At 57.2% G+C, this 19,160-nt stretch carries 16 protein-coding genes; all 16 read right to left on the bottom strand.

Going from position 1 to position 19,160, the window contains the following annotated elements; genetic code table 11:
• Position 1 precedes the first annotated feature (1 nt).
• Positions 2-922, bottom strand: coding sequence for a D-alanine--D-alanine ligase (locus H7R76_RS20015; RefSeq protein ID WP_182929465.1), 921 nt, complete (start codon positions 920-922; stop codon positions 2-4).
• Positions 915-2,390 carry a UDP-N-acetylmuramate--L-alanine ligase gene (gene murC, locus H7R76_RS20010; protein ID WP_106925408.1) on the bottom strand — a complete coding sequence of 492 codons (1,476 nt, stop codon included), beginning with the start codon at positions 2,388-2,390 and terminating at the stop codon, positions 915-917. The genes H7R76_RS20015 and murC overlap by 8 nt, the downstream gene beginning before the upstream one ends.
• Positions 2,391-2,443: 53 nt before the next feature.
• Positions 2,444-3,511, bottom strand: a complete 1,068-nt coding sequence (gene murG / locus H7R76_RS20005; protein WP_106925406.1) for an undecaprenyldiphospho-muramoylpentapeptide beta-N-acetylglucosaminyltransferase — start codon at positions 3,509-3,511, stop codon at positions 2,444-2,446.
• Positions 3,508-4,779, bottom strand: coding sequence for a cell division protein FtsW (gene ftsW / locus H7R76_RS20000; protein ID WP_182966247.1), 1,272 nt, complete (start codon positions 4,777-4,779; stop codon positions 3,508-3,510). Before ftsW ends, murG begins: the two co-directional genes overlap by 4 nt.
• Positions 4,779-6,095, bottom strand: coding sequence for a UDP-N-acetylmuramoyl-L-alanine--D-glutamate ligase (murD, locus tag H7R76_RS19995; RefSeq protein WP_182966245.1), 1,317 nt, complete (start codon positions 6,093-6,095; stop codon positions 4,779-4,781). Before murD ends, ftsW begins: the two co-directional genes overlap by 1 nt.
• Before the next feature lie 2 nt (positions 6,096-6,097).
• Positions 6,098-7,180 carry a phospho-N-acetylmuramoyl-pentapeptide-transferase gene (mraY, locus tag H7R76_RS19990; protein WP_106925400.1) on the bottom strand — a complete coding sequence of 361 codons (1,083 nt, stop codon included), beginning with the start codon at positions 7,178-7,180 and terminating at the stop codon, positions 6,098-6,100.
• Entirely contained in the window at positions 7,174-8,532 is a 1,359-nt protein-coding gene (murF, locus tag H7R76_RS19985) for a UDP-N-acetylmuramoyl-tripeptide--D-alanyl-D-alanine ligase (protein WP_182966243.1), read from the bottom strand. Before murF ends, mraY begins: the two co-directional genes overlap by 7 nt.
• Entirely contained in the window at positions 8,529-10,016 is a 1,488-nt protein-coding gene (gene murE, locus H7R76_RS19980) for a UDP-N-acetylmuramoyl-L-alanyl-D-glutamate--2,6-diaminopimelate ligase (protein WP_182929467.1), read from the bottom strand. Before murE ends, murF begins: the two co-directional genes overlap by 4 nt.
• Positions 10,003-11,769, bottom strand: a complete 1,767-nt coding sequence (gene ftsI / locus H7R76_RS19975; RefSeq protein WP_182966241.1) for a peptidoglycan DD-transpeptidase PBP3 — start codon at positions 11,767-11,769, stop codon at positions 10,003-10,005. Before ftsI ends, murE begins: the two co-directional genes overlap by 14 nt.
• Before the next feature lie 15 nt (positions 11,770-11,784).
• The gene (gene ftsL / locus H7R76_RS19970; RefSeq protein WP_035893020.1) at positions 11,785-12,150 is read right to left on the bottom strand and encodes a cell division protein FtsL; all 366 of its coding nucleotides are present in this window, start codon (positions 12,148-12,150) and stop codon (positions 11,785-11,787) included.
• Positions 12,147-13,088, bottom strand: coding sequence for a 16S rRNA (cytosine(1402)-N(4))-methyltransferase RsmH (gene rsmH / locus H7R76_RS19965; protein ID WP_182929469.1), 942 nt, complete (start codon positions 13,086-13,088; stop codon positions 12,147-12,149). The genes ftsL and rsmH overlap by 4 nt, the downstream gene beginning before the upstream one ends.
• Before the next feature lie 2 nt (positions 13,089-13,090).
• Positions 13,091-13,549, bottom strand: a complete 459-nt coding sequence (gene mraZ, locus H7R76_RS19960) for a division/cell wall cluster transcriptional repressor MraZ (RefSeq protein WP_106925390.1) — start codon at positions 13,547-13,549, stop codon at positions 13,091-13,093.
• A 599-nt stretch (positions 13,550-14,148) separates the two neighbouring features.
• Positions 14,149-15,153, bottom strand: coding sequence for a catabolite repressor/activator (cra, locus tag H7R76_RS19955; protein ID WP_182966239.1), 1,005 nt, complete (start codon positions 15,151-15,153; stop codon positions 14,149-14,151).
• Positions 15,154-15,299: 146 nt separating this feature from the next.
• Complete coding sequence (gene ilvN, locus H7R76_RS19950) at positions 15,300-15,791, bottom strand: acetolactate synthase small subunit (protein ID WP_035893016.1); 492 nt, start codon at positions 15,789-15,791, stop codon at positions 15,300-15,302.
• Between the two features lie 2 nt (positions 15,792-15,793).
• Positions 15,794-17,518 (bottom strand): acetolactate synthase 3 large subunit, encoded by a 1,725-nt coding sequence (ilvI, locus tag H7R76_RS19945; protein ID WP_182930668.1) that lies wholly within the window; start codon positions 17,516-17,518, stop codon positions 15,794-15,796.
• 387 nt (positions 17,519-17,905) lie between these two features.
• Complete coding sequence (gene leuO / locus H7R76_RS19940; RefSeq protein WP_182966237.1) at positions 17,906-18,877, bottom strand: transcriptional regulator LeuO; 972 nt, start codon at positions 18,875-18,877, stop codon at positions 17,906-17,908.
• Positions 18,878-19,160: the final 283 nt, after the last annotated feature.

The raw sequence follows: 19,160 nt of genomic DNA, 5'->3' as shown, positions 1-19,160 counted from the left end.
ATCACCCCGCCAGGTCCAGAATTCGTACTACCAGCTGCGAGAAACTGATTCCCGCCTGTCGCGCCGCCATCGGCACCAGACTGTGGCTGGTCATCCCCGGAGACGTGTTCGCTTCCAGTAGATAATACTGCCCGTCACTGTCCTGCATGACATCAATCCGCCCCCACCCCTGGCAACCTAACACTTTCCAGGCTTTCAGCACCAGAGATTGCATTGCGGCTTCCTGGGCAGGTTCCTCACAGCCAGGGCAGAAATATTTCGTCTCATCAGAGAGATACTTCGCCTCATAATCATAGAAGGTTCCGGCTGGTTGGATGCGAACTGACGGTAAAATTTCTTCACCGAGCACCGCCACCGTAAACTCAGGCCCACTGAGCCATTTTTCTACCAGAACTTCGTCATCATGTTGAAACGCCTGCGCTAATGCCGGCGCCAGCTGCGCACTCTCGGTCACTTTCGACATGCCGACGCTGGAACCTTCGCGGCTGGGCTTGACGATCAGCGGCAACCCCAGCCCGGCGAGCTGCGTGAACACCTCATCCGACAGCCCGTTTTCAAACGCCGCGCGGTCAACGGCCACCCACGGAGCAACCGGCAGCCCGGCGCCCTGCCACAGCAATTTGCTGCGCAATTTGTCCATGGAGATAGCCGATGCCATCACCCCGCTGCCGGTATAAGGCAGCTGAAGCAGATCCAGCAGACCCTGCAGCGTGCCATCTTCCCCGCCGCGGCCGTGCAGCGCAATAAACACTTTCTGAAAACCCATGTTTTTCAACTGGGTAACATCGGTTTCTTTTGGGTCAACCGCATGAGCATCGACGCCAGCCTCACGCAGCCCCGCCAGCACCGCCGCGCCGGAATTCAGCGATACCTCGCGCTCGGCGGAGGTCCCGCCGAGAAGAACCGCGATTTTATCAGCCATGGCGCGGTTCCTCCTGAGTTTGCGGCTTCAGTTTGATTTCAGCTAAGTTACGCGCGATTTTACCAATATTTCCCGCGCCTTGAATTAGCACGAGATCATTACCCGTCAGCACAGAAGCCAGCATTTCCGCAACCTGAGCCGGATCGGAGACCAGAATCGGGTCCACTTTGCCGCGCCCGCGGATGGTACGACACAGCGAGCGGCTGTCGGCCCCCGGAATCGGCGCTTCACCCGCCGGGTAAACATCGAGCATCAGCAGCGCGTCAACCTGGGTCAATACGTGCGCGAAATCATCGTACAGGTCGCGCGTACGGGTATAACGGTGCGGCTGGAATACCATCACCAGTTTTTTATCCGGCCAGCCAGCGCGCGCGGCTTTAATCGTCGCATCCACTTCCGTCGGGTGATGACCATAGTCATCCACCAGCATGGCTGAACCTTCTTTGCCGTTGACTTCCGCCAGCGGGAATTCACCGAGGAAATCAAAGCGGCGACCGGTACCCTGGAAACTTTCCAGCGCGCGCAGAATCGCATCGTCTTCGATACCCTCTTCGGTGGCTACCGCAACCGCCGCCGCCGCATTCAGGGCGTTATGGCGCCCCGGGGCGTTGAGCGTTACACGCAGGTTGTCTTTATCCTGACGCACCAGCGTGAAGTGCCCCTGTGGGCCAATCTGCTGGTAACCTTCAACGCGCACGTCGGCGTCATCGCTGAAGCCATAGGTCGTCGTCTGACGGCCCACGCGCGGCAGCAGTTCGCGAATCACCGGGTCGTCTACGCACATCACCGCGCGGCCATAAAACGGCAGGTTGTGCAGGAAGTTAATAAACGTCTGCTTTAAATTTTCGAAGTCGCCCTGGTAGGTATCCATATGGTCGGCTTCAATATTGGTGACAATGGCCACCATCGGCTGCAAATGCAGGAACGACGCATCGCTCTCATCCGCTTCCGCAATCAAGTAACGGCTATTGCCCAGGCGCGCGTGCACGCCCGCCGCTTTCACCAGACCGCCGTTAACGAAGGTCGGGTCCAGCCCGGCTTCCGCATAAATGCTCGCTACCATTGCGGTGGTGGTGGTTTTACCGTGCGTCCCGGCAATCGCGATGCCGTGACGAAAACGCATCAGCTCCGCCAGCATCTCGGCGCGGCGAATCACCGGAATACGTGACTCACGAGCCGCCACAATCTCAGGGTTATCGGCAGAGATCGCCGTTGACACCACAACAACACTCGCATCGCGCACGTTTTCCGGGCGATGGTTGAAATAAATGGTGGCGCCCAGTTTACTCAACTGCTGGGTCACCGGGTTCGGCGCCAGGTCGGAACCGCTGATCTGATACCCTTCGTTGGCCAGTACTTCGGCAATACCGCCCATACCGGCGCCGCCGATGCCAACAAAGTGAATGTGCCGGACGCGACGCATCTCGGGCACGATAGAACGCAGTTTCGCCAGTTGTTGTGTATTCATTCTCTAAACGCCATCACTTCAAAAATTCGGGCGACGCCATTGCGCCGTGATGATTAAGCCTTTGCTGCCAGGCTGACTTCTTTTGCTACCCGCTCGGTAGCATCCGGGATAGCCGCCGCGCGCGCGCGTTCGGCCATCTCTAATAAGGTGGTGCGATCCCAGCTTGCCAGGGTCTCGGCCACCGCTTGCGCCGTGAACTGCGGCTGCTCGTAGATCTTCGCCGCGCCGGCTTTTTCCAGCGGCAGCGCATTCCAGTACTGCTGGCGGTCTTTATGCTGGAACGGGACGAAAATGGCCGGCAGACCGGCTGCCGCGATTTCGCTGACCGTCAGCGCGCCGGAACGGCACACCACCACGTCGGCCCACGCGTACGCAGCCGCCATGTCGTCAATAAATTCAGTCACTTTGTGCTGCGGCTGACCGGCATCGACGTAAGCCTGCTCAACGGTCTGCTGAGCGCCCTTGCCGCTCTGATGCCAGAGGGTGACCGCATCGCCCAGACGCTGCGCCACCTGCGGCATGGTCTGATTCAGGATGCGCGCGCCCTGAGAGCCGCCAACCACCAGAACGCGGATCGGACCCTCGCGGCCCACCAGGCGCTGCTCCGGCAGCGGCAGCGCCAGTACGTCAACGCGTACCGGGTTACCTACCACTTCGGCATCCGGGAATGCCCCAGGGAAAGCTTGCATCACTTTGCTGGCAATTTTCGCCAGCCATTTGTTCGTCAGCCCGGCAATACCGTTCTGTTCGTGCAGGACCACCGGGATGCCCAGCGACCACGCAGCCAGACCGCCTGGGCCGGATACATAGCCGCCCATGCCCAGCACCACGTCCGGCTTAAAGCGCTTCATGATAGCCCGCGCCTGGCGCCAGGCGTTGAAGATACGCATCGGCGCCAGCAGCAGGGCCTTCAGGCCTTTACCGCGCAGCCCGGAAATATGGATAAAATCAATCTCAATGCCGTGCTTCGGTACGAGGTCGGCTTCCATACGATCGGCGGTTCCCAGCCAGCGAACCTGCCAGCCCTGATCCATTAAATGGTGCGCAACCGCCAGCCCGGGGAACACGTGTCCGCCGGTACCGCCCGCCATCACCATTAGCCGCTTTGTTTGACCGCTCATCGAGAACCTCGGGTAAACGCCTGTGCTTTCTCCAGGCGAGTTTCATAATCAATTCGTAACAAGAACATAATGGCAGTCGACATAATCAGAAGACTGGAGCCGCCGTAGCTGATCAGAGGCAGCGTCAGGCCTTTCGTCGGCAGCATACCGGCCGCCGCCCCTACGTTCACCAACGCCTGGAAACTGAACCATACGCCGATTGCGCAAGCCAGGAAGCCAGAAAAACGTTGGTTAATCTCCAGCGCTTTGCGACCGATGGACATGGCGCGGAAAGCGACGAAGAATACCATTAAAAGTGCCAGTACCACACCGATATAACCCAATTCCTCGCCGATGATGGCGAAGATGAAGTCGGTGTGCGCCTCAGGCAGGTACTCCAGTTTCTGTACCGAGTTACCTAACCCCTGCCCCCACATCTCGCCACGGCCGAAGGCCATCAGGGATTGAGTCAGCTGGTAGCCGCTGCCGAACGGGTCTTCCCACGGGTTCCAGAAGGAGGTCACACGGAGAATACGATACGGTTCGGCGAGGATCAGCAGTACGACCGCGGAGATCCCCATGCCGATGATGGCGATGAACTGCCACAGCTTGGCGCCCGCCAGGAACAGCATCGCCAGGGTGGTCACAAACAGCACCACCACGGTACCCAGGTCAGGCTGCGCCAGCAGTAAAATCGCCAGTACGAAAATCACGCCCATTGGCTTTAAGAAGCCGCGCAGGTTGTTGCGCACCTCGTCAGCTTTACGCACCAGATAGTTGGCGATATAGCAGAACAGCGACAGCTTGGTCAGCTCGGCAGGCTGAATACGCAGCGGGCCAAAGGCAATCCAGCGCGATGCCCCGTTAACCGAGCTCCCCACCACCAGTACAATCAGCAGCATCCCGATAGAGGCGATCAGCATGAACGTACTGTGCTTCTGCCAGAACGACATCGGCAGTCGCAGCGTCACCAGCGCCAGCACAAACGCCAGCAGAATATAAAGGCCGTCACGCTTAGCGAACAGGAACGGGTCGTTCGCCAGACGCTGGCCCACCGGCATCGACGCCGAGGTCACCATAATGAAACCAATCGCCGCCAGGCCAAGCGTCAGCCACAGCAGCGTGCGGTCGTACATAATCAGGCTGTCGGTATCTTTCTCCCGGGAGCCCATCACCCAGCCCTTCAGCGCCGCGAACATCCAGCCGAATAGCCACGCGAACGCGCGCATACCCGGCACACGCGGCAGGCGTAGCCGCGGCAGTCTCAGGCGCGGGAGAGACAAACGCATCAACCTAACTCCCCGGCAAGACGAGCAAACACGTCGCCGCGCTGCTCAAAACTCTTAAACTGATCGAGGCTGGCGCACGCGGGCGACAGCAGCACCATATCGCCCGCTTTGACCTGCGGCGCAATCAGGCGCATTGCCTGCTCCATCGTTTCCGTCTGGGTGGCGATTTCCGGACGCAGCGCGGCCAGCTCGCCGCCGTCGCGGCCAAAGCAGAACAGACGAATATTGTCGCCGGTGAGGTAGCGCTGCAGCGGCATAAAGTCGGCCGATTTACCATCGCCGCCCAGCAGCAGGTAAAGCGTCCCGGCAACGTGCAGGCCATTTAAGGCCGCTTCGGTACTGCCGACGTTGGTCGCTTTTGAATCGTTAATCCAGCGCACACCGTTATGATCCAGCACAATCTGGAAACGATGGGCCAGGCCGGTAAAGGTGGTCAGCGCTTTGAGGCTGGTTGCACGCGGCAGACCGGCGGCATCCGCCAGCGCCAGCGCAGCCAGGGCATTGCTGTAGTTATGCTGCCCGGTTAGCGGCATTTCTTTCACGTTGAGGACCTTTTCGCCCTTCACGCGCAGCCAGGTTTCGCCCTGCTGGCGGTTAAGGTGATAGTCGCCAACGTCAACGCCAAAGCTCACGCAGCGTTCATCGGCACCGCGCACCGGCATGGTCAGGCCATCGTCGGCATTCACCACGCACACGTTGGCATGTTCATACACCCGCAGCTTCGCAGCGCGATACTGCTGCATACCCAGCGGGTAGCGGTCCATGTGATCTTCGGTCACGTTGAGAATGGTTGCCGCCACCGCGTGCAGACTGGAGGTGGTTTCCAGCTGGAAGCTGGAAAGCTCAAGCACGTACAGCTCGCGGGACGGATCGAGCAGCATCAGCGCAGGCAGGCCGATATTCCCGCCGACGCCGACGTTAACGCCCGCCGCTTTTGCCATTTCACCCACCAGCGTGGTAACGGTGCTTTTCCCGTTGGAACCGGTGATGGCAACAATCGGCGCCTGTGCTTCACGGCAAAACAGTTCGATATCGCCAACGATTTCAATCCCGGCATCCGCGGCCCGACTCAGCGCCGGATGCGCCAGCGCGATACCAGGGCTGGCAACGATCAGGTCGGCTGCCATCAGCCAGTCTTCGTTCAGACCGCCAACATACCGCTCGACCGATTCCGGCAGTTTATCCAGACCGGGCGGCGTCGCTCGGGTATCCATTACGCGCGGCGTGACGCTCTGCGCGAGGAAGAAATCCACGCAGGACAGCCCGGTCAGTCCAAGACCAATGATGACGACGTTTTTACCCTGGTAATCTGCCATGATTAACGTACCTTCAGCGTTGCCAGGCCAATCAGCACCAGCATCAGCGAAATAATCCAGAAGCGCACGATAACGCGCGGTTCCGGCCAGCCTTTGAGTTCATAGTGGTGGTGAATTGGCGCCATTCGGAAGATGCGCTGACCGCGCAGCTTGAAGGAACCGACCTGCAGAATCACCGACAGGGTTTCCACCACGAAGACGCCGCCCATGATCACCAGCAGGAACTCCTGGCGCAGCAGCACGGCAATAATGCCCAGCGCGCCGCCCAGCGCCAGTGAACCGACGTCGCCCATAAAGACCTGCGCCGGATAGGTGTTGAACCACAGGAAGCCTAAGCCCGCGCCGACGATCGCCGTACAGACGATCACCAGCTCACCCGCGTGACGCAGATAAGGGATGTGCAGATAGCTGGCAAAGTTCATGTTACCGGTCGCCCACGCCACCAGCGCAAAGCCCGCCGCCACGAACACGGTCGGCATAATCGCCAGGCCATCAAGACCGTCGGTCAGGTTGACCGCGTTGCCGGTACCCACGATGACGAAGTAGGCCAGCAGGATGTAGAACAGGCCCAGCTGCGGCATCACGTCTTTAAAGAACGGCACCACCAGCTCGGTCGCCGGCGTATCTTTACCGGCCAGATACAGCGCAAAGGCCACGCCCAGCGCAATCACCGACATCCAGAAATATTTCCAGCGGGCGATCAGGCCCTTGGTGTCTTTACGCACCACTTTGCGGTAGTCATCGACAAAACCGATAATGCCGTAGCCGATAAGCACCGTCAGCACGCACCAAACGTACGGGTTAGACGGATAGGCCCACAGCAGTACGGAAACCGTAATCGCGGTCAGGATCATGATCCCGCCCATGGTGGGAGTACCGCGTTTGCTAAAGTGCGATTCCGGACCGTCGTTACGAACAACCTGGCCGAAGGACATTTTTTGTAAGCGGGCAATCATGCGCGGGCCCATCCACAAAGAGATGAACAGCGCGGTCAGCAGGCTGACGATGGCGCGAAACGTCAGATAGGAAAAGACGTTAAAGCCGGAATAATATTTGACCAGATGTTCGGCCAGCCACACTAACATGTCCCGTTCTCCTGTAAAGCGCGTACGACCTGTTCCATGGCGGCACTGCGTGATCCTTTCACCAGAATGGTGATCGTTTTATGTTCATTAATCAGCGATTTCAGACGCGCAACCACTGCCGATTTCTCGGTGAAGTGCTCCCCTGCCCCGCTCGCCTCGCTGATCGCCTGGCTTAATTTGCCAACGCTCAGCACGCGGTCAATACCGGCGGTTTTGGCCGCCTCGCCAACCTGGGTGTGACAGGCTTCGCTCTCAACACCCAGCTCACCCATATCGCCTACCACCAGCACGCGGTAGCCCGGCATTTCAGCCAGCACCTGCACGGCGGCCGTCATCGAACCGACGTTGGCGTTATAGGAGTCGTCCAGCAGCAGCTGGTTATCTGCCAACTGAATCGGGAACAGACGCCCCGGCACCGCTTTCAGCTGCGCCAGACCGGCTTTCACCGCGCTTAATTCTGCACCCACCGCCGTCGCCAGCGCGGTAGCCGCCAGCGCATTGGCGATATTATGCCGACCCGGCAGCGGCAGCAGGACCTCTACGCTGCCCTTCGGCGTACGCAGAGTAAATTCGGTGCCCTGAGCGGTAATACGCACGTTTTCAGCGCCAAAGTCGCTGCCCGCTGTATTTGGCGAGAAGCGCCATACGGTGCGATCGCCGATCGCCTTCTGCCAGTTAGGCCAGTCGTTGTTGTCGGCGTTGAGAATCGCAATGCCGTTTTCCGATAGGCCGGTAAAAATTTCGCCTTTGGCTTTCGCCACGCCCGCCAGTGAACCAAAGCCTTCTAAATGCGCGGCCGCCAGGTTATTGACCAGCGCCGCTTCCGGGCGGGTCAGGCTCACGGTCCAGGCGATTTCGCCCTGATGGTTAGCGCCTAACTCAATCACCGCATACTGATGCTCTGCGGTCAGGCGCAGTAGTGTCATCGGCACGCCGATGTCATTATTTAGATTGCCCGCGGTATACAGCGTGTTGCCGCACTGGCTCAAAATGGCAGCGGTCATCTCTTTGACCGAGGTTTTACCGGAGGAGCCGGTCAGCGCGACCACGCGCGCCGGTACCTGCTGGCGAACCCAGGCTGCCAGCTCACCAAACGCCTGGCGGGTATCGCTCACCACCAGCTGCGGAAGGTCGATGTCCAGCTTACGGCTGACCAGCAGCGCGCCTGCACCGCCGTCTTTTGCCATTTGCGCAAAATCATGCGCGTCAAAACGCTCACCCTTTAGCGCCACAAACAGGCAGCCTGCGGTTAATTTGCGGGTGTCGGTAGTAACGTCGGTAATCTGGCGATCGTCGCCGTGCAGTTCGCCGCGCAGCGTGTCGGCCAACTGACTCAAGGTAACGCTAATCATGCTACGACTCCCAGCAGACGCGCTGCGGTCACGCGGTCGGAGTAATCCAGACGGCGATTACCGACAATCTGATAATCTTCATGGCCCTTGCCAGCCAGCAGCACCACGTCATTTTCTTGCGCCTGCATGATGGCGCTGGTGACCGCTTCCGCGCGGCCTTCCATCACCTTCGCATGCCCGGCATCGACCATCCCGGCCAGAATGTCGTTGATAATGGCGCGCGGCTCTTCGGTACGCGGGTTGTCATCGGTGACAACGGCAATATCGGCGAATTCTTCGGCGATAGCGCCCATCAGCGGACGCTTGCCTTTATCACGGTCACCGCCGCAGCCAAAGACGCACCACAGCGTGCCCGTACAGTGCAGACGTGCGGCCTGCAGCGCTTTTTCCAGCGCATCCGGCGTATGGGCGTAATCGACCACCACCGTCGGTTTGCCCGGCGCGCTGAACACTTCCATTCGGCCGCAGACCGGCTGTAAGCGGGCCGCGGTGTTCAACAGATCGCTGAGCGAATAGTCCAGCGCCAGCAGCGTTGCCAGCGCCAGCAGCAGGTTGCTGACGTTAAAGGCGCCCATCAGGCGGCTTTCGATCTCGCCTTCACCCCAGCTGGAGTCGAAGCGAATCGTGGCGCCGCTGTCGTGATAGTTAACGGCAGTGGCTTTCAGCCAGCGGCCGTGGCAGTTCGGGTTGATATGGTCTTCCATGGACACCGCCACCGCATCCGGCAGTCGGCCAAGCCAGCGACGGCCCACTTCGTCATCGGCGTTCACAATCGCCTGACCGCAGTGGTGAGTGGAGTAGAGCAGCCATTTCGCCGCTTCGTAGTGCTCCATATCGCCATGGTAATCCAGGTGATCGCGGCTCAGGTTGGTGAAGACCGAGGCGGCAAACTTGAGCGCCGCGACGCGGTGCTGCACCAGGCCGTGGGAAGAGACTTCCATCGCCGCCATCGTCGCGCCTTCAGCCACCAGGCCTGCGAGCACGTGCTGGACATCAACGGCAGAACCGGTGGTGTTTTCCGTCGGGATCACTTTCCCCAGCAGGCCGTTGCCTACGGTGCCCATCACCGCGCTGGTTTCGCCCAGCAGTTGGCACCACTGCGCAATCAGCTGCGTGGTGGTGGTTTTGCCGTTAGTGCCGGTCACGCCAACCAGATGCAGGCGTTCGGACGGCTCATGGTAAAAACGCCCGGCCAGCGCCGACAGACGTTCGTTTAACTGACTGAGGTAAATAACCGGCACGCCGTGAACTTCACGAATTTCACCGTCGGTCGCTTCATCTTTTGCCTCGGCGACAATGGCAGCAACACCTTGCGCAATTGCCTGCGGGATATAACGACGCCCGTCCGCCTGATGACCTACTACTGCCACGAACAGATCGCCCGATGCAGCCACACGGCTGTCGAGCGTCATCTCTCGCAGTGCTCGCTCCGGTGCATTCGGCACCCACGGAGCAAGAAGGTCGCGCAAATTACGATCTGCCACCTGAACCCTCGCCTTGATTTGTCACAAATTCACTCTTATCGCCCGTTGCCAGCGCATCCGGTTCAATGTTCATCGTGCGCAGTACGCCGCCCATGATGGCACCAAACACCGGCGCGGAAACGGCGCCACCGTAGTATTTACCCGCCTGCGGATCGTTGATGACCACCACCAGCGCAAAGCGCGGCTGGCTGGCTGGCGCAACGCCCGCGGTGTAAGCAATGTATTTGTTGATGTAGCGCCCGTCCGGGCCGACCTTTTTCGCCGTACCGGTTTTAATCGCAATACGGTAGCCTTTGATCGCCGCCTTCACGCCGCCGCCGCCGGGCAGCGCCACGCTTTCCATCATGTGCACCACGGTGCGGACGATAGACTCCGGGAAGACGCGTTCGCCGGGTACCGGCGGGTCAACTTTGGTTATCGACAGCGGGCGATAAATGCCATAGCTGCCAATCGTTGCGTAGACTCGCGCTAACTGTAACGGCGTTACCATTAGCCCGTAGCCGAAAGAGAAGGTGGCCCTCTCTATGTCAGACCACCGTTGTTTTTGAGGATATAAGCCACTGCGTTCTCCGACCAACCCCAAATTGGTCGCTTTTCCCAGCCCAAAACGTGAGTAAGTCTCTACTAACGCTGAGGACGGCATCGCTAACGCCAGCTTGGAAACACCGACGTTACTCGACTTCTGTAGTACCCCGGTCAGGGTCAATTCGCTGTAGCGCGCCACGTCTTTGATCTCGTGGCCGTTAATTCGGTAGGGAATGGTATTCAGCACGGTGTTTTCGCGCACCACGCCGCGTTGTACCGCGGTCATCACCACCATCGGTTTCACCGTCGAACCCGGTTCAAACACGTCGGTGATCGCCCGGTTACGCATGGTGTCTTTGGCCGTGCCGGTAAAGTTGTTCGGGTTGTAGGACGGGCTGTTGGCCATCGCCAGCACTTCACCGGTGCTTACGTCGACCAGCACGGCGCTGCCGGATTCCGCTTTGTTAAACGCCACGGCGTTGTTCAGTTCACGGTAGACCAGCGCCTGCAGACGTTCATCAATGCTCAGCGCCAGGTTGTGCGCCGCCTGGCTGTCGGTGGAGGAGATATCTTCAATCACCCGGCCATAGCGGTCCTTACGCACGATGCGCTCGCCCGGCTGGCCGGTTAACCACTTGTCGAAGCTTTTCTCAACCCCTTCAATCCCCTGGCTGTCAACGTTAGTAAAGCCAATAAGGTGAGCAGTCACTTCCCCTGACGGGTAGTAACGACGGGACTCTTCGCGCAGATAAATCCCCGGCAGCTTAAGTTTTTTGATGTAGTCAGCCATATCAGGGTTAACCTGACGGGCCAGGTAGATAAAGCGCATGCGCGGGTTGGTGTTAATGCGGTTTGCCAGCTGATCGAGCGGCATGTTCAGCGCATCGGCCAGCGCCTTCCAGCGGTTGTTGAGCACCACGCCGCCCGCATCGTGCAGCTCTTTCGGGTCGGCCCAGATGGCTTTCACCGGCACGCTCACCGCCAGCGGACGGCCAGAGCGATCGGTAATCATCCCGCGCGAAGTTGACACCTGCTGAACGCGTAAGGAACGCATGTCGCCTTCGCGTACCAGCTTATCAGGCGCAATAATTTGCAACCAGGCCGCGCGCCCGAGCAGAAACGCGAGCGCCATAAAAATACAGCCGCAGAGCAACGCAAAACGCCAACTGATAAAGTTGGCCTGTTCTTCCTGACGTTTTGGCTTAAGCGTTTTTGCCGCCGGTTTCATGCGTTGCAATAATCCTTATTTCTGAACAACAATGTTTTCTTTTGATGGATCAACATGTTGCATCTGCAACTTTTCTGTAGCGATACGTTCGACGCGGCTATGATCGCCGAGAGCATTCTCTTCGAGGATCAGGTTGCGCCATTCGATGTCCAACGCATCACGCTCCAGCACCAACTGTTCTCGTTGGGCCGTTAACAGGCGAGTATGGTGCGCCGTCGTCACCACCGTCACCGCCGTAACAATAATGCAAATGAACAGACAGAGTGGCAGTTTCCCGAACTGCAAAAGGTCGTCGCGAATAACGCCAGGCAAGGCATGACGTTCGCCATTTCCTAACGACCCGGTGACTTTGCTTAGGGCCTCTGTCACTCTGCCGATCATGCGTTCGTCCTCTCTGCAATACGCAGAACTGAACTACGAGCGCGTGGGTTCTCAGCCACTTCTTCTTCGCCCGGCATCAACTTGCCTAACGCTCGTAAATGACGGCCACCCAGTTTCTTGAGTTGCTCTTCGGTCATCGGGATCCCCGCCGGAACCTGCGGACCGCGGCTCTGTTCGCGCATAAAGCGTTTCACAATGCGGTCTTCCAGCGAGTGGAAGCTGATGATCGACAGCCGGCCACCCGGGGCCAGCACGCCAAGCGAGCTTTTTAGCGCCAGCTCTATCTCCTCCAGCTCACTGTTCACCCAAATGCGCACCGCCTGGAAGGTACGGGTTGCGGGGTGTTTGAATTTGTCTTTCACCGGCATGGCGGCGGAAATCACTTCCGCCAGCTCTTTGGTGCGGGTCATCGGCTCAACGCGGTTGCGTTCAACGATGGCTCGGGCAATACGTTTACCAAAGCGCTCTTCACCAAAGGTTTTAATCACCCAGGCGATATCCGCCTCTTCTGCCGTTTGCAGCCATTCGGCGGCAGACTGACCGCGAGTCGGGTCCATACGCATGTCCAGCGGGCCATCGCGCATAAACGAAAAGCCGCGCTCAGCGTCATCCAGCTGCGGTGAAGAAACGCCAAGATCGAGAAGGATACCGTCGATCTTGCCAACGAGATCGCGCTCGGCGACGTAGTCCGCCAGCGCAGAGAAAGGACCATGAACGATGGAAAAGCGAGGGTCATCGATGGTCTTTGCCACCGCAATCGCCTCGGGATCGCGATCGATCGCGATCAGGCGCCCCTGCTCGCCAAGCTGCGAGAGGATCAGACGCGAGTGTCCGCCGCGGCCAAAGGTGCCATCAATATAGATACCATCCGGGCGAATATTCAGGCCGTTAACCGCCTCGTCCAGCAGTACCGTAGTGTGTTTAAAATTTTCCATCATATTTATAAGGACAAATCCTGCAATCGCTCCGACAGCGCCCCTGAAGCAGATTGCTCAGCGTCGATATCTTCCTTGACCCGTTGATACCAGGCCGTCTCATCCCACAGTTCAAACTTGTTAAACTGCCCGACCAGCATCACTTCTTTGGTCAATCCGGCGTGCTGCCGTAAAACCGGCGCGATCAATAACCGCCCGGCGCTATCCATCTGACATTCACTGGCATGCCCTAACAGCAGCCGCTGCACGCGGCGCTCAACCGGGTTCATGCTCGACAAACGCGATAGCTTTTGCTCGATAATTTCCCATTCGGGCAGAGGATAAAGCAGCAGGCAGGGGTGATGGATGTCAATGGTACAAACCATTTGACCGGTAGCGCTCTCGATCAGCAGGTCCCGATATCGGACAGGGACGGCTAAACGCCCTTTGCTGTCGAGATTGACTAACGTTGCCCCTCGGAACATGCCAGCCTCACCCCTTATTACCACTTTAACCCACAAATTCCCACTCAAAGGAGTTTACGGAGCAGAGGAAAAGCTTGTCAAGCCAGCATGAATGCCAACAGAGCCCAAAATACCGCTATTTAAGGCCGACAATAGCTCTGATTAAAAATTATCCAACAGACGAGGCAAATTAACGTCATGAATACCCGCAAGAAAAATACAAAGGGATTCACATCATGTTAACGCGACTAAATATCATCAAAAGAATATATAAAGTGTCAGTTTGCGACGCGAGCGGCATTTTAGGACATTCTGCGGCCCGTTAACAGTCCCCCGTGGCGCGCCCCGGAGAGGAATTCAAGCCCGACAGCTCGCCCATTCTGGTAGGGGGCTAAAGAAGTGTTTGTTATTTCGGCAATCCGCAGTGCGAATGTAACAAAATAATTCACAAATAATATATTTTTACTTTGTGTTCACAATAATAAACGGGAAAGGGAAACGAAATGAGCGTTATTAAATAGAAAGCTAATCAAAATGAGGAATTATCTGAATATCCACACCAGAATAATGTTTTAGGCGATAAAGGCGACTTTTTTTGGCCGCCCCTATCGCGAGGAAGATTATCGACGACTCAGACTACCGCGACGGTAGAGATTACGACGAATACGGCTCAGACCCGGTTTTGGCTTACGCGGCTCGTCCAGGCTTGCCAGCACAATCTCCAGTACGCGCTCGGCAACGTCGCGGTGGCGCTGAGCCACGGCCAGCACCGGGCACTGCAGGAAATCGAGCAATTCGTTATCGCCGAAGGTGGCGATCGCCAGATCGGTCGGCAGCTTGCCTTCACGGCGCAGCGTAACGTCCATTACGCCCTGCAGCAGCGCAAACGATGTGGTAAACAGCGCCTGCGGCATCGGGTGCGTTTCCAGCCATTTCTCAAACAGCTGCGCTGCGGCTTCGCGCTCATAGCTGTTGGCGTACAGGAAGTGCACTTCGCGCGGATCGTCTTTCCAGGCCGTACGGAAGCCTTGTTCACGCAGGTAGCTAACCGACAGCTCCGGCAGTGCGCCAAGGTAAAGCACGGTTTCCGCCGGGAAGGTACGCAGTTCGGCAGCCAGCATTTCTGCATCGTCCTGGTCAGCCCCCACGACGCTGGTGAAATGTTCGCGGTCCAGCGCACGGTCCAGCGCGACAATCGGGAACGAATCGTTAGCCCAACGCTGATAGAACGGATGCTCCGGCGGTAACGAGGTAGAAACAATGATCGCGTCCACCTGGCGCTGCAGCAGATGCTCAATGCAGCGCATTTCGTTATCCGGCTGATCTTCGGAACAGGCAATCAGCAGCTGGTAACCACGCTGGCGGGCCTGACGTTCGAGGTAGTTGGCGATGCGGGTATAGCTGGTATTTTCCAGATCCGGGATAACAAGCCCGATAGAACGCATGCGTCCTGCACGCAGCCCGGCGGCAACCGCGTTGGGATGGTAGTTATGCTCGCGCACGACGGCCATCACTTTCTCAACAGTTTTGTCGCTAACGCGGTACTGCTTCGCTTTGCCGTTAATCACATAGCTGGCGGTGGTTCGGGAAACACCGGCAAGCCGGGCGATTTCATCCAGTTTCACAATTGCCCCTTGCTTTATAAGTATAATCCGTAACATCTAAACGCAGAATGATCCGATCGGCAATAGCTTTTGTTCCCACTTATTGCTGATTTCGCAAAAAAAAGCCCGACGTCTGGCCGGGCTACGATAAAGCGATGAGATCCAGGCTAGCGCATAATCTTGTCGCCGCGCGACAGACCGACCACCCCGGAGCGGGCAACCTCAACAATTCTGGCGACATCGCGCAGCGACGCGAGGAACGCATCCAGCTTATCGCTGGTGCCCGCCAGCTGGACGGTATACAGCGACGGCGTGACGTCGATGATCTGCCCGCGGAAGATTTCCGTGTTGCGTTTCACCTCGTCGCGGCCGTAGCCGCTGGCCTGCACTTTCACCAGCATGATTTCGCGCTCAACGTGCGCCCCCTGCCCCAGCTCGTTAACCCGCAGCACGTCCACCAGCTTATGCAGCTGCTTTTCGATCTGTTCGATGGTCTTCTCATCGCCAACCGTCTGAATGGTCATTCGCGACAGCGTCGGGTCGTCGGTCGGCGCCACGGTCAGGCTCTCAATGTTGTAGCCGCGTTGAGAGAAAAGCCCAATGACGCGCGACAGCGCGCCGGACTCGTTTTCCAGCAGTACAGATAATATCCGGCGCATAATCAGGTTCTCTCCGTTTTGCTCAACCACATCTCGTCCATTGCCCCACCGCGAATATGCATGGGGTAGACGTGCTCGCTACCGTCGACGGCGACGTCAACGAACACCAGTCGTTTATTGCGCACATGTTCCAGCGCCTCGCTCAGCTTGCTTTCCAGCTCATCCGGGCGAGTAATGCGGATACCCACGTGGCCATAGGCTTCCGCCAGGCGGACAAAGTCCGGCAGCGACTGCATATAAGATTGGGAGTGGCGGCCAGAATAAATCATGTCCTGCCATTGCTTGACCATCCCCAGATAACCGTTGTTCAGGTTCAGCACCAGCACCGGCAGTTGATACTGCTGTGCGGTCGACAGCTCCTGGATGTTCATCTGAATACTGCCGTCGCCGGTAACGCAAACCACCGTTTCCTCAGGAAACGCCATTTTGACGCCCAGCGCAGCGGGCAGGCCAAAGCCCATGGTGCCCAGACCACCGGAGTTGATCCAGCGGCGTGGTTTATCAAACGGATAGTACAGCGCGGCGAACATCTGATGCTGGCCAACGTCGGAGGTCACATAAGCATCGCCGTGGGTCAGCCTCCAGATGGCCTCAATGACCGCCTGCGGCTTAATCTGTTCACTTTTTTCGTCATACTTCAGGCACTGGCGGGCGCGCCACTGTTCAATCTGCTGCCACCAGTCGCGAATATCATCCAACGGCTGCGCGGCGCTTTCTTGATCCAGCAGCTCCAGCATTTGATCGAGCACCAGCCCCGCGTCGCCCACGATCGGAATGTCCGCCGGAACGGTTTTCGAGATCGACGTTGGATCGATATCAATATGCAGCACCGTCGCATCCGGGCAGTACTTCGCCAGATTATTGGTCGTGCGATCGTCAAAGCGCACGCCGACGGCAAAGATGACGTCGGAATGGTGCATGGTCATATTGGCTTCATAAGTACCGTGCATCCCTAGCATCCCCAGCGCCTGGCGATGCGTCGCCGGGAAGCCACCTAGCCCCATCAGCGATGAGGTGACGGGAAGATTCAGCTTTTCAATCAGCGTGCGCAGCTGCGCGTGGCACTCGGCGTTCACCACTCCACCGCCGACATAAACGACCGGTTTTTTCGCGGCAATCAGGGTCTGTAACGCACGCTTAATCTGCCCCTTATGCCCCGTGGTGGTCGGGTTATAAGAACGCATGCTGACCGTATCCGGCCAGACGTACGGCAGTTTGTTCGCCGGGCTAAGAATATCTTTCGGCAGATCCACCACCACCGGTCCGGGGCGGCCGCTGGCCGCTAGCCAGAACGCTTTCTTCAGTACGCCGGGAATATCCTCAGTCTGTTTCACCAGAAAGCTGTGCTTCACGACCGGCCGGGAGATCCCCACCATGTCGCACTCCTGGAAGGCATCGTAGCCAATCAGCGAGGTCGCGACCTGACCGGAGATCACCACCAGAGGAATGGAATCCATATAAGCGGTCGCAATCCCGGTAATGGCGTTGGTCGCCCCCGGGCCCGAGGTCACCAGCACGACGCCAACCTCACCGGTCGCACGCGCCAGCCCGTCAGCCATATGTACCGCCGCCTGCTCGTGGCGGACCAGTACGTGGTCAATGCCGCCGACCGTATGCAGCGCATCATATATATCGAGGACCGCGCCCCCCGGATAGCCAAACACCTGCTTTACGCCCTGATCGATTAACGATCGGACGACCATCTCGGCTCCTGACAACATCTCCATGATTTGCCTCCCGGCTTTTTTCTTGATGACCGGGGACGTCATTGTCCCGGCGGTCATGCGTCGGCGGCGCGTCTGCCATCCATCGACGCTGAATTGGGTCATGACTTAACATAACCGCTCGCCACCAGGCAGGCAATTCACCCATCCCGCGTAGATACCATCATGAAAAGAGAAAAAATAAAGCGAAAAGGGAAAATGATGGAGGAATACTTCAACGATAAGAAAAGGAGAGCGTAGATACTCGGGTGAACGCAGCCATTACAGCAAAAGCTGCATTTTTCACTTTCTCACCGCCGACGGCGACGGCTAACAACAGAATAAAATTTTAATTTTACGTGAACATACAAAACAAACAGGATGCATATGCATCCTGTTTATGCCGCCATCTTATTGCTGCCGACAGGCGTTAACCAGCAGCTCTTCCATCCACTGATGGCCCTTATCGCGCCCCGCCGCTTCATGCCAGGAAAGGTAACAGGTACGGCTATTTAGCTTCATCGGCAGCGGTAATACCTGCAGGCCAATCTGTTCAGCAAATTCGTCTGCCAGGCGACGTGGCGCAATCGCCACCAGATGAGTTTGAGAAACCACGTTTAATACGCTAATCAGCGCCATCCCCTGATAAGCAATGCGGCTTTGTTTATCAAGGGTGTCATACCACGGCTGGCTAAAAGAGGCATAACGATCCAGTGAAACCACCGCATGTTCCTCTTGATACAGCACCTCCTCCGAAACCGGGCCATTAATACGCGGATGTTTTTTACTGGCGACCATCACCATTTCATCATTGAATAACGGCACGCAGGCGAATTCCGGACGACGAAACTCTTCATAGCCAAGAACAAACTCAATTTCCTGATAGCGCAGCTGATGTTCTGTATTTTGATTTAAGGATGACTTAAACACCATGTGAATATGTGGGGCGACTTCATTCACTTTATTCAAAATAATAGAGGTCAGATAATTATCCAGCGGACTACAGACGCAGAGATTAAATACGCGTTCGCTGCTTAGCGGTTCAAAACCGGAACCCGGTAGCTCATTTTGCACCAGCTGAAGCGCCTGACGAATCGAGCCAAACAGCTGAAATGCACGGGCGGTGGGCTGAATGCCGCGACCGTAGCGAACGAACAGCTCATCATTAAACATCACCTTCAACCGCGCCACGGCGTTGCTGACCGCGGGTTGCGACATCCCCAGCATATGCGCCGCGCGGGTAATATTTTGCTCCTGCATTACCGCATCAAATACGGTCAGTAAATTTAAATCCACCAACCGTAGCTGCAGTTTGTTCCCTTCATTTGCGGTCACACGCGGCTTCTCCGGCGCGCTAATAACGCTCTCAGACTCCAGTGTCATACAAAACTCCCTTTGCAGAATCGCAGTAATATATTGAGGCTATATGATTTACCATGCATATAAAATCCAAAAAAGAGAAATAAATAAAAATAGGAATATATAAAGATGCAGAAGATTGACTTTCCCTAAGAAAAGCCAACCTTAATTTATATCACCAAGCTAATGACTGATAGTTTACTCATAGATTACATAAATAGACAACAGCCGAAAAAGTACACAATGAATTAAGTTTTATTAAATTGTTCCATTCTTACCATGAATAACATTAACAATTTCGCATCAG

Origin of the sequence: Klebsiella sp. WP8-S18-ESBL-06 (assembly GCF_014169755.1) — a bacterium.
GTDB classification, from domain to species: domain Bacteria; phylum Pseudomonadota; class Gammaproteobacteria; order Enterobacterales; family Enterobacteriaceae; genus Kluyvera; species Kluyvera ascorbata_B.
Note: the sequence above shows the minus strand (reverse complement) of the source record. Positions and strands in the feature narration are given on the sequence as shown.